Annotated in this window: 10 protein-coding genes; all 10 read right to left on the bottom strand. The window is 34.5% G+C overall.

The annotated features are described in order from the left end of the window. Positions 1-6 precede the first annotated feature (6 nt). Positions 7-774 carry a HEAT repeat domain-containing protein gene (locus U9P79_10425; protein MEA2105029.1) on the bottom strand — a complete coding sequence of 256 codons (768 nt, stop codon included), beginning with the start codon at positions 772-774 and terminating at the stop codon, positions 7-9. Between the two features lie 44 nt (positions 775-818). Then, a complete protein-coding gene (locus U9P79_10430; GenBank protein ID MEA2105030.1) occupies positions 819-1,466 on the bottom strand; it encodes a HEAT repeat domain-containing protein in 648 nt (215 codons plus the stop codon). A 284-nt stretch (positions 1,467-1,750) separates the two neighbouring features. Continuing rightward, positions 1,751-4,375 carry a DNA mismatch repair protein MutS gene (gene mutS, locus U9P79_10435; GenBank protein MEA2105031.1) on the bottom strand — a complete coding sequence of 875 codons (2,625 nt, stop codon included), beginning with the start codon at positions 4,373-4,375 and terminating at the stop codon, positions 1,751-1,753. 14 nt (positions 4,376-4,389) lie between these two features. Beyond that, the gene (locus U9P79_10440; protein MEA2105032.1) at positions 4,390-5,424 is read right to left on the bottom strand and encodes a tetratricopeptide repeat protein; all 1,035 of its coding nucleotides are present in this window, start codon (positions 5,422-5,424) and stop codon (positions 4,390-4,392) included. 80 nt (positions 5,425-5,504) lie between these two features. Continuing rightward, positions 5,505-6,785: a transcription termination factor Rho gene (rho, locus tag U9P79_10445; GenBank protein ID MEA2105033.1), complete on the bottom strand. Its 1,281-nt coding sequence runs from the start codon at positions 6,783-6,785 to the stop codon at positions 5,505-5,507. A 20-nt stretch (positions 6,786-6,805) separates the two neighbouring features. Then, the gene (tsaB, locus tag U9P79_10450) at positions 6,806-7,483 is read right to left on the bottom strand and encodes a tRNA (adenosine(37)-N6)-threonylcarbamoyltransferase complex dimerization subunit type 1 TsaB (GenBank protein ID MEA2105034.1); all 678 of its coding nucleotides are present in this window, start codon (positions 7,481-7,483) and stop codon (positions 6,806-6,808) included. Positions 7,484-7,491: 8 nt separating this feature from the next. Continuing rightward, a complete protein-coding gene (locus U9P79_10455; protein ID MEA2105035.1) occupies positions 7,492-7,884 on the bottom strand; it encodes a cupin domain-containing protein in 393 nt (130 codons plus the stop codon). Positions 7,885-7,995: 111 nt separating this feature from the next. Further along, positions 7,996-8,727 (bottom strand): tRNA pseudouridine(38-40) synthase TruA, encoded by a 732-nt coding sequence (truA, locus tag U9P79_10460; protein MEA2105036.1) that lies wholly within the window; start codon positions 8,725-8,727, stop codon positions 7,996-7,998. Then, a complete protein-coding gene (locus tag U9P79_10465; protein MEA2105037.1) occupies positions 8,724-9,389 on the bottom strand; it encodes a hypothetical protein in 666 nt (221 codons plus the stop codon). Before U9P79_10465 ends, truA begins: the two co-directional genes overlap by 4 nt. Positions 9,390-9,541: 152 nt before the next feature. Then, complete coding sequence (locus U9P79_10470) at positions 9,542-11,713, bottom strand: tetratricopeptide repeat protein (protein ID MEA2105038.1); 2,172 nt, start codon at positions 11,711-11,713, stop codon at positions 9,542-9,544. Between the last annotated feature and the right edge of the window lie 127 nt (positions 11,714-11,840).

Below are 11,840 nucleotides of genomic sequence, written 5' to 3' on the forward strand. Positions count from 1 at the left end.
TGGTTCTCATCCTCTTTCGATCAATTCTATTGTTTCCTGTACAGCAGTTTTTCCCCCGTAAGAGTGTGTAAACACAGCATTTCTTAGTGGCATCAAGGCAGCACTTCCAATTTTTGTTAGGGCCCGTTTTGCTTTTGTTCTTACATTTCCATGGGGATAATCCAGAAGTTCGACCAGCTTATCCACAGCTGCCGGATCACCGATTTGACCAAATGCTTTGGCGCATGCTTCTTTTACAGGAACGTAATTATCATTTGCAGCAAGGATCAGGGGGCGTGTGGCTTTTCGATCTCCGATTTTTCCAAGAGCAATAACAGCCTCAACTCGCACATTTCCATGTTCATCACGTAAATCTTTGAGAAGGTAATCTACAGCTTCTGGTGCTTTTAAATTTCCCAATGCAATTGCTACTTCGATCCTAACACTACTATCATTATCACTGGTAGCTTCCACCAAGTATTGAATTACTTTGTGATCACCAATCAGTCCCAATATTCTCGCTGATTCTCTTCTGACAAACCAATCATCATCTTGAATGGATTCGGTTAAAATATCAATTGCCGGATTTCCAATTTTGATCAAAGACTGGGCTGCTGCTGTTTTTACACTTCCGTAAAAATCCCGCAAGGATTTGACCAAAGCTTCAATGGCTCTTTCATCCCCTATTTTACCAAGAGCTCTGGCAGCTTTTACCCGATAAAACACCTTATGATGTTTTAAGTATTTTATGATTTTTTTTACCTTTTTTTTCTTGATGGCTTTATCTAAATTCATTTTAATTAATTACATAGTAATCATAACACTTCAGAAAAAAATATTTATTCCAGTTTTTCTATTGCATCTTGTATGGAAGTAACCTGACTCCAGTTTTTTAATTTTACTTCAACTTCGAGAAGGGCTTTTAAGGGTTTTACAGCTCGGGGATCACCGATTTCTCCAAGAGATTCTGCTGCTGCAAGGCGAACATCACCGTCTTTAGCTTTTAATAGATTGACGAGAGGTTGAACAGCTTTTCTGTTTTTTATTTTTCCCAAAGTTTCTGCACAACTTTGCTGCACATGCCAATCTTCATCATCAAGTCCGATTATCAGAGGATCAACAGAAGCATTACCCATAGTTAAAAGGGCATCAATTGCGTTTTTTTGCACACCTGTGTTTTTATCTTTAAAACATTGAATCAGCGGTTCGACAGCGCGCCGATCCCCAATCAATCCCAGAGCAGTAATTCCGGCAACTCTAACTTCCGGATGTGGATCTGTAAGAAGTGTGATTAGCGGTTCAACAGCAACCGGATCACCAATTGTTCCCAATTCGGTAGCAGCATCAATTTGTATATATTTATCCACATAGTCCAAATCGGAAATGAGAACATCTACGCGACTAATCTTTTTTTTGGCGCAATTAGAAAGCGAGATTGAAAAAATAATAGGAACAATTATAAATAGTTTTAAAATTTTATTAGACATAAATTTAAACCTTCCATAAAAAATTATTCATTTCAAGTAAAAATTTAATCTTACTTTGTATTGTCAAGAAAAGTAAATCTATTATTTGTAAATAATTTTGGAATGCACGAAATTGGGATGATGTTTTTTTTTGAATAGTTTTTTTCTCCAAGCTAGGGATTGAAGAAAAAGATCGTTCCCCATCCGCCAGTTGGCGGATGGGAACGAGAAAATGGTGGGTGCTTGAAAATTAGAATTTAGAAAACTGACGGGACTGCTTAGGAAGCGAAGGAAATAGGGCAAGGTTACAGTTTTTTTTTAATCTCCGACAGAAAATTTAGGGCTTCAAGTGGAGATAGATTGTTTATATCAACCTTATGTAATTTTTCGAGAATATCGTTTTTTTCACTCGCTTTATTTGAAAGATAATCGAGGAAATCAGTTTGAATATTGGTCTTCAATTTTCGCTTTGTTCGTTCCACTTTATTGGTTGTAGTAAGTTCATTTTTTTCTAATTCAGAAAGAATTTCTTTGGCGCGTTCTATCACTTTATTCGGAATTCCTGCAAGTTTGGCGACTTGGATTCCATAACTTTGGTCGGCTGCTCCCGGAAGAACTTTTCGTAGAAAAATGATCTTATCTTTCCATTCGTTAACAGTGATGTTGTAATTTTTTACACCGTCAAAAAGGTCTGCCAATTCGGTTAATTCGTGATAATGTGTAGCAAAAAGGGTTTTGGCAGCGATTTTTTGATTTTCATGCAGATATTCCACAACAGCCCAAGCAATGCTGAGTCCGTCAAAAGTACTCGTTCCTCTTCCCACTTCATCAAGTAAAATAAGGCTTCTCGGAGTGGCATTATGAAGTATGTTTGCAGTTTCGATCATTTCTACAAGGAAGGTGCTTTGCCCAAGTGCCAGATTATCCGAAGCCCCAACTCGGGTGAAAATTTTATCCGTTATGCTTATAGTTGCCTTGGAAGCCGGAATATAACAGCCGATGTGAGCCATGATAACGATTAATCCTACCTGTCGCAGATAAGTTGATTTCCCCGCCATGTTTGGACCGGTAATTAAAAGAATGCGGTCAGATTTGTTGTTGAGGTAAATATCATTTGGAATAAATTCTTCTTCAGAAATCAATTTTTCCACGACGGGATGTCTGGCATCCTTGATAATAATTTCCGTATCATTAGAAATTGTTGGTTTTACATAATTATTATAATAGGCAAGTTGAGCGAAATTTGTAAGCACATCCAATTTTGCAATAATGGTAGTAAATTTTTGCATTCGATTGATAAATTTGATCATTTTTTCGCGAATATCATTGAAAAGCGAATGCTCTATTTGTTTGATTCGTTCTTCTGCCCCGAGAACTTTATTTTCGTATTCTTTCAATTCAGGAGTAATATACCGTTCCGAATTTACCAAAGTTTGCTTGCGGATGTAGGATTCCGGCACTTTGTCAGTTTGCCTATTGCTAATCTCGATAAAATATCCAAAGACATTATTGAATTTTATTTTTAGCCGCTCAATTTTCGTTTTTTCTCGCTCTTCGGATTCTAACTTTGCAATCCAGGATTTTCCATTTTTGCTGATGGAACGTAATTCATCAAGTTCATTATTGTAGTTTTCTTTAAAAATCCCACCGGCAGTGATTGTGGGAGGTGCTTCATCGCAGATCGCATTATCAATCAGTAAAACCACCTCATCAAAATTTTGAATTGAATTATGAAGGTCACATAATAATTCCGATTTTACGATTTTTAGAATATCAGCAAGAGGATGTGCAAATTGGAGATATTCTTTCAAAGCGTTTAAATCTCGGGGATAAACCTTTTTGCTTCCCACCTTACCGATGATCCGCTCCATATCACCAATTTCACTAATGATCTCAATGATTGCGTTTTTTATTTGCTCATTATTTAGTAATTCTTCTACTGCATTCAATCTTTGTTCAATTTTATGTTTTTCGATAAGGGGATTTAAAAGCCAATGCTGGAGCAATCTGTTTCCCATAGGGGTATTCGTTTTGTTGATCGCATCAAGCAAAGTCCCACTTTTTTCCTTAGTTTGGATAGATTTAATTAGTTCCAGATTGTGGCGGGAGATTGAATCCACTTGCAAAGAATTCTCAGCTGAATAAAAAGTGATATTTGTCAGATGATTATTTTCATCACCCTTTAAGCCCTGAATATAAGACAGAACGGAAGCTGCGGCTGATATCGCCAAATAGTTGCTTTTCAGTCCGAAGCCATCCAAAGAAGCAACTGCGAAATGTTGCTTGAGAATATTTTCAGCTTCAACGAAATCAAATCGCCACGATTCATATTCTGTAAAAACCGGGTTGTAAAATCCTCGCATTCTTTTTTCGATATTACTTATTTGATTTTCAGGAATAAGAATTTCAGAAGGATGAATTCGAACCAGCTCATCAATGAGGTTTTTGGCATTGATCTCGGTGCAAGAAAATTCTCCGGTAGAAATATCAATTGAAGCAATTCCCCATTTGTCGTTTTCCGGAAAAATTGAAGTTAAAAAATTGTTATTCGAACTATTTAAATAATTATCTTCCAGGATTGTTCCGGGAGTTATAACTTCCACGATTTTTCTTTTCACTAATTTTTTTGTCTTTTTTGGATCTTCAACTTGTTCACAGATTGCAACTTTGATCCCATTATCTAATAATTTTTTTAGATACGTATCCAAAGCGTGATAAGGGAAACCGGCAAGAGGAACACCGGTTGCTTTATTCTTATCGCGTGTAGTCAGAGTGATACCGAGGATTTTAGACGCTCTTTTTGCATCATCAAAAAATGTTTCGTAAAAATCTCCCATACGAAAAAGCAGCAGTGCGTCGGGTTGTTCCTTCTTTATTTTTAGAAATTGGCTTATTAGGGGCGTGTGTTTTGGTTGTGAATTTTTTGTCATTGTAATCTGAAAAGTTATTTAGATTTAAAAATGAAAGAATCTATTCCGGCTTTTTTCAGTTTTAATTTTTGGTATTTTGCTTCATCAAAAGTGTGAAAAGGTTTCAAAACAACGCAAAAATATTGTTTCCCATTTATAATTTTTTCATAAATTTTGGTCTCGTAACCTTTATGCTGAAAATTGTTGATTGAAATTTCTGCTTGCGATCTTTTTAAAAATGCAGCCAGTTGAACAACGTATGAATCCTCTAATTTCATTGTAATATCCGGCATTTTAAGAGATGAGTCATGATAACCGTGTTCCGTGAGATAAACGACCCGGTTTTCTGCCAATGGTTTTTCCTGACTGTAAGGATAATCGTTAATAATTTTTTTATAGGAATTCATAGCCTTTTTGTATTGAGATATTTTTTCATAGGATTGAGAAATATGATAAAGAATGAATGGGGCTGTGTTCGTTCCCTTTGCAGATTCAAGTGCTTTTTGATAAGCTGCAATAGCAGAAGAATAATTTTCCAATTTAAAATAAGAATTTCCAATCATTATCTGCGATAATTCCAGAGTGGATTCTTTTTTTCCGAATTCAAAAAAATTTCTATATCGTATTATTGCTTTTGAAAACTTCTTTAAATGATAATATGATTCTGCGGAACAAAAAAGAGCCTCTTCAAAATATTCTGAATGTGGATCATTTATGATTTTTTCAAAACAGGCATTGGCTTTTTTAAATTTTTTTTTAGCAAAAAGGTTTTTGCCCATTCTAAGATTCGCCTCGGAAGAATATTTGTCCGGAGATATGGAAATGATTTTTTTTAGATAGTAATTTGCATCAGTTGGGGAAGTTACACATTCGGAAAGTAAAAACCATGCTTTAATTTTTATCTCTTTTGCAGGTTTTTCTGACAAAATATTAAGGAGGATTTTTTTTGCATTCCCATAATCATTTTTCTTCATCAACAATTCAGCATCAGAGACAGTATATGCATAAATATAAGAAAAGAAAAATGTTGAGAAAATTAGACTGATCAGTAAAAAGAATAGGCGTTTCATAGACGGCAACTCTAACTGTAGAAAAATATGAACATCAGCATTCGAAAACACTGATGTTTTGAAAAAAATAATAAAGGCGTCTATTGACTCATCAAACTCAAAAATTCACGGTTGCTGGTGGTCTTAGCCATTTTATCTTTAAGCATCTGAATTGCGTCGTAGGGACTTTGGGATTTTAATATTTTTCTCAGAATGAACACTCTATTGAGAAAATCTTCGGAGAGAAGCAGCTCCTCTCTTCTGGTTCCGGAAGTGATGAGATCAATAGCAGGATATTGGCGTAAGTCACTAATTGAACGATCAAGAACAAGTTCCATGTTGCCTGTGCCTTTAAACTCTTCGAAAATTACAGTATCCATTTTGCTACCGGTGTGTATCAAGGCAGTCGCGATAATTGTGAGGCTTCCACCCTCTTCCGTATTTCTGGCAGCCCCAAAAAAACGTTTTGGGTTATGAAGAGCATTTGCATCCACACCACCCGAGAGAACTCTTCCGCTTGCAGGCATAAGAGTATTGTAGGCACGAGCAAGTCTTGTGATACTATCCAATAATATTACTACATCTTTACCAAATTCAACCATTCTTTTTGCTTTTTCAATTACCATTTCCGCAAGCCTGACGTGATGATGAGCTGTTTCATCGAAAGTTGAACTGACAACTTCGGAATTATTTGGTTCGATTATCCTTTTCATTTCAGTAACTTCTTCAGGACGTTCATCAACAAGAAGAACGATAACATGCGTGTCATTATGATTTCTCAGAATAGCATTTACAATTTTTTGCATCAATACTGTTTTTCCTGTTCGGGGAGCAGAAACAATTAATCCACGTTGACCTTTTCCGATGGGAGTAAACATATCAATAATTCTAGTGGAAAAGTCATTTGGATCAGATTCCAGATTGAATTTTTTATCTGGATAAAGAGGGGTAAGTTTTTCGAACGGTGGCTGACGAACAGCGTTTATAGGTGGTTCACCATTAATGGCGTCAATTCGGATAAGCGCAAAATATTTTTCCTCTTCTTTGGGTGAACGAACCGGTCCGGAAATCATATGACCTTGCTTAATACGGAATTTTTTTACCTGTGCTTTTGATACGTATATATCGCTATATCCGCTGGTATAGTTTCGTTTTGCCGAACGCAAAAAGCCAAAACCATCTTTCGTGATATCAATAATTCCGGTTGTGAAAACCAATCCTTGATTTGCAGCTTGAGTATCCAAAATATCCCACGTTAGCTGCTTCTTTGAGATGATACTATAATTTTTAACTCCGAGTTCTCTTGCGATTTCGTGGAGTTCTAATACCTTTTTATTTAACAAATTTTTTAAAAGGTAGGGGTTATGAAATTTTCTTGGCATAATTCTCCTGTAATATGTTTTTAATTTTTAAAATTTTCTTCTGCTGCGGCTCTGCGAAGATATAATGGTTGGATGTCCGCAATTTGTTTATAATTATAATTTATTTCTATTTTTTTTGTGATAATATAATTTATCATGGATGAAGCTCGAGGGAAATTGAGATGGAAGGGTGTGAAAAGAATATTCTTGCGATTTGATTTTAACCTATAGTTGAGATCATCGAGAGGTGGTCCGACCAATATCGTTTTTTTTTGAAAATCTTTAAATAGATTTTTCTTCTCCACAATTTGCGGCTTTTCAATTTCATCTAAAGACGATGAAAAAAGAGCTGTAAAAAATTGTTCTCTACCTGCATTTAGAACAGAGCAAATTTGATAGGCAGGATTGGCGATATTATTTGCGAGGGAAGTTAGGGTTGAAATCGGGATAAGAGGTATTTTTTGTCCGTAACAAATTCCTTTTGCAGTGGATAAGGCAATTCTCAGACCGGTAAAAGAACCGGGTCCGATTCCTACTGCAATAGCGTCAATTTTAGAGATTGACACATCACAATCGTTTAAAAGTTCTTTGATAGCGGGAAGAAGTTTGGTAGAATGGGTTTTCTGGTTTGAGAAAACATTTTCGGCAATAATTTTCCCTTCTGAAGCGAATGCAATAGTGCCATAAGTAGTGGATGTATCAAATGCGAGAAGATTCATAAAAAAGTTCAGCAGTTGTTTACCGGTGAATCTCCAAGTGGATTTTGGCTTACCTTTTGAGCCTTTTTATGAGGAATAGCGCATAAAAATCGGAGCAAAGTATCACCGTCATTTCTGAATCTGTGTTCAAAATTGGGATCTATATAAATTACGTCCCATTGTTGAAATGGGATAGTCTCATTTTTTAGAACAAGTGTTCCGCTGCCTTGTATTACGAAAACTTCGTGTTCCCAGTCGTGTGTATGAAGAGGAGTGAAACCACCTGGTTCTAGTTCAAACATGCGGAGAGCAAAATTGGGAGCATTGTCTTTTTGGGAGATCAACCAGCGTATTTTTGTATCTTTGACGCCTTCAATATCAACATTCTCAAGCGGAATTTCGTTGAAATGCGTAACTTTCATTTTTCCTCCTTAGTGAATTTCTTGGGATGGATTGTAAATAATCATTTTTAAGTTATCTCTAAATATAAACCGCATAATGAGATAAGCGATTTTCCCGTCAAATATTTTGTATTAATATTTCACGTTTTCCAAATAAAGTCCGTGTGCAGGTGCTGTATTTCCCAAAGAAGAATGATCCTGTGTCGTTAGAATGCTTTCGATGAAATTATCTGAAAGATCAGCATCGGATATTTTGATGAGAGTTCCAACAATTCGTCTGACCATGTTATGCAGAAATCTGTTTGCAGAGATAGAGAAATAATAATTTTCTTCATCCTGCTTCCATTCGGCAGAGTAAATTTCACAATTGCAATGATTCAGGTGGGAAGTGTCTTTTGCAAAAACTTCAAAATTATGTTCTCCAAGCAAGTATTTTGCTGCTCGGTTCAATTTGTCCAAGTATATTTTTTTATTTGGAAAGAAAACCGCATAGTTTCTGCTAAAGGGTGAATATTGTTTTGTGATTTTGTAGAAGTAATATCTTTGTTTAGCATCAAAGCGAGAGTGAAAATTTTCAGCTGCTAATTCACATTTTTTTATAAAAATTGTTTTCGGTAAATTACTGTTGAGAGCCTTTTGGACATTTATCGGTTTCATTCGTGTTTTTGCCGAGAAATGAGCAAATTGATTTATTGCATGAACTCCGCTATCGGTTCTGCCGGAAGCCATGATCGTTACTTTTGATTTGAAAATTTGTTCGGCTGCATTTTCCATTACACCTTGAATTGTTCTTGTGTTTTTTTGAACTTGCCAACCGTGGAAATCCGAACCATCATAACTGAAATTTATTAAAAATTTTTTCATCTAAGAATAAAACCAATTTGAACCAAAATTAGAGTGATAGGGATACTATCAATGATCGACAGTTTTTTTGCAAAGCGACCTTGTAGCAATTTCGTAGATTTGAACGATAATACATGTACATTTTGAAGAGTTTTTTCGATATATGAGGAAAACATTCCGGGCAATTCGGTGAATGCCGGCGTTTTACTCTTTTGGATTTTATATGCGGTAATCGTGTTTTTGAATTGAACAATTAATACATTGAAGAAAAAAATGAGTCCATAGAAAAAGATAATTAAATTTTCTGAGAGATTCTCCGGACAAAAAGTCTTCAACGATTGCAAAAGATCGTAAGGAGAAGTGGTGTTGATCAGGATGACGGAAAAGCAAACTAAAATGATAATCTGGAAAATAATTCTCAAATCGCTTTGATAATCGTTCCCAAAAAGAAAACCGAGAATTAGGATTGATAGCAATAAAGGGCTAATATTTAACAATGTGGAAACGGTTTTGCCGAGTAATTTTATTTCGGAAATAAAACACAAGACAAGCGTTGTGAGCACGAAAATTGTTATGGCTTTACTCTGAAAAAAATAAATACAGCCGAGTTCAAAAAAGATGAATGAAATTTTTATTAAGGGGTTTATTCGGAATAAAGCGGATTTCATTTTTTGTTTAATCATAGAGCATATCCTGAGAATAATAAAAAGGAACATTTAATCCCGCTGTAAAAACTGATAAAAAATTTTATTTGGCAGGTAGAAGAGGCGGAAAACACAGAGAAAAAATAATAAAATTTCTTTTGCAGTAATTGTTTTTTCGCAGTTTTAAAAAATTATTCCTTTTCGATATTTTCAGTAGAATCGGGTATTATTATGCTCCCTTCTTGGAGGCTATCAATCTCCGATTTGTAAAAATTGTTTGATGAATCTGGAAAATTGACACTATCTTGAATAGTTGTATTGAAGATTTGAGTAGGTTCAATAGTTTTGGTGGTGTCCGTTGTAGAAGCGATCTTAGGAAAAATATAATTTTCACCATCGAAGTAAGTGCTTATTTCATTTACAAATTCTGCATCTGCAAAATTTTTTTTTAATTCGAATAAATGAGGTTTAGCCTGAGATGTATCTGCAAAATGTTTCAATAAAATTATTGATTTGAAATATAGAGCCTTAGGATAAAAACTGCTTTCGGGGTAATAATTTATCAGGCTATCAAGAATTGTGAACATTTTCAGCGTATCGGCGTCATCGTAATAAGATGATAGTGAACTGAGGAATAAATCTTCGGCTGGATCTTTGGGGAAGAGGATATCCTCGTAAGATTCATTTTTGGTGATTTTTGTAGCGGATAAAGTAAATTTCGATTCCGGATAATTTATTTTCATACTGTCGAGGATTATTATAGACGAAAGGGAATCGTTGCTCAATTTTAGGAGAGTCCAGAATTTCATGAATAAATTTTTGGGATGAATTATTGAGTCGTATTGAGCAATAATGTGCTGCAATTTATCTATATTTTCTTGAAATTCTCTCTTGGACATGTGCGCTTCTTTTGCATTCGGAATAGAATCCATTACGGTTTTTGTTGTATCCGGAAGTTTGAGAGAATCAGTGGCAATTTGAGTAGAATCGGGTAAAAAAAATGTTGAATCCGGAATTTGGTAGGTAAGAAGAGTATCCTGTTTTCCATTTTGGAGAGTTGAATCCTGCAGAGAAATACTTGAATCCGTTAAAGTGCTGTCAGTTAGAGGGATTGGGTATGAATTTACAAAAAGGCTATCGTAAATAATCTGCATGGAATCAAGCCGGTTTTTATAAAGAAAATAATTTTCTGTAATATTGTTATAAATACTAATTGCAGAGTCCGGAATATTCAAATCGAAGTTATAATATTCTGCGATAATAAATTGTTTGTCAGCAATTTGCGAAAATTTATTTTGTTCCTGCAAATCGTTAATTTCAATAAATGAAGTCGAAATTTTTAATTTGACGGAGCAATCTTTAAAGATATTTTTTTGGACATGTTTTTCTTGTACAGAATTAAATTTGTCAATGGCATTCTGATAATCGTTTAAAATAGAAAAGAACACATCTCCCCAATAGTAGTTAATTAACGAAACAAGAGGTTTTCCGCTATTTCCATTTTTCAATTGTTTGAACATTTCAAATGATTTTTCAGTATTTCCAAGATAGGCTTTACAAAAACCGTTATAAAGGTTTATCTTATGTAGGGATTCTTTTCGGGTTTCATCTTCAGCCAATTTATCCAATATTTCATGAGCTTTTTTGTGGTTTTTTTCTGCAATTAAGCAACGGGCTATAAATAATTTCGCATCAAGTTTTTCATTTTTCGTGGGGTCATTTTTCAGAATTTTATCAAATACATTTTTTGAAATGTTATAATTATTAAGATGGAAATTTAATGTCCCCTTCAGAGACAAAGCCTTATTTTCGGTGGTTTTAGAGATTTTTTGCTCCAAAAGTTCCGACAAAATCTCATTTGCGCGGGTATAATTATTTTTTTTAAAATAAAATTGAGCGTATCCGAAATATGCATCATCGCGAACATCTGAAAAAATATCGTCGAAAAAAATCGTGTTAAATGTTTTTTCTGCTTCCTCAAATTCTCTTAGTTGCAAATGGGTTTTCGCCAGATACAATTTTGCTTCGGGAAATAATTTGTTGTTTGGATAATATTCTTCAAATTCTTCAAATTTAATTTGTGCTTTTATATAGTTACCTTGTTCGTAAAAGCATTTTCCCATAAGCAAGAGGGCATTTGCAGCCCATTTATTTTTCGGATACCATTTTAGAATATATGCACATTTGCCGATAGTTGTGTTAAATTTGTCTGAAATATTTTTGTTTATTTCATTATTGTTGCGTTCTTTTGCCTTGAGAGCTTCTGCATAATATTTTTTTGCATTGAAAAATGTATTATAGTAAACGCAAGAGGAAAAAATTAGAAGGAAAATAAAAATTAAAGGAAGTGAGAATTTTTTCATTTTTGGATGATAATGTTTCTATTTTTGGAGTAAAATATCCGTGATATTTTGTTTTTGAAGTAAAATAGCCATAACATTTTGTTTTTGAAGTAAAATAGCCATAACATTTTGTTTTTGAAGTAAAATA

The organism is Candidatus Cloacimonadota bacterium (genome assembly GCA_034661015.1).
Lineage (GTDB): Bacteria > Cloacimonadota > Cloacimonadia > JGIOTU-2 > JGIOTU-2 > JAYEKN01.

Excerpts from the sequence above, each read along its gene's own strand:
- U9P79_10425 (MEA2105029.1), bottom strand. The coding sequence starts at position 774 with ATGAATTTAGATAAAGCCATCAAGAAAAAAAAGGTAAAAAAAATCATA.
- U9P79_10430 (MEA2105030.1), bottom strand. The coding sequence starts at position 1,466 with ATGTCTAATAAAATTTTAAAACTATTTATAATTGTTCCTATTATTTTT.
- mutS (MEA2105031.1), bottom strand. The coding sequence starts at position 4,375 with ATGACAAAAAATTCACAACCAAAACACACGCCCCTAATAAGCCAATTT.
- U9P79_10440 (MEA2105032.1), bottom strand. The coding sequence starts at position 5,424 with ATGAAACGCCTATTCTTTTTACTGATCAGTCTAATTTTCTCAACATTT.
- rho (MEA2105033.1), bottom strand. The coding sequence starts at position 6,785 with ATGCCAAGAAAATTTCATAACCCCTACCTTTTAAAAAATTTGTTAAAT.
- tsaB (MEA2105034.1), bottom strand. The coding sequence starts at position 7,483 with ATGAATCTTCTCGCATTTGATACATCCACTACTTATGGCACTATTGCA.
- U9P79_10455 (MEA2105035.1), bottom strand. The coding sequence starts at position 7,884 with ATGAAAGTTACGCATTTCAACGAAATTCCGCTTGAGAATGTTGATATT.
- truA (MEA2105036.1), bottom strand. The coding sequence starts at position 8,727 with ATGAAAAAATTTTTAATAAATTTCAGTTATGATGGTTCGGATTTCCAC.
- U9P79_10465 (MEA2105037.1), bottom strand. The coding sequence starts at position 9,389 with ATGATTAAACAAAAAATGAAATCCGCTTTATTCCGAATAAACCCCTTA.
- U9P79_10470 (MEA2105038.1), bottom strand. The coding sequence starts at position 11,713 with ATGAAAAAATTCTCACTTCCTTTAATTTTTATTTTCCTTCTAATTTTT.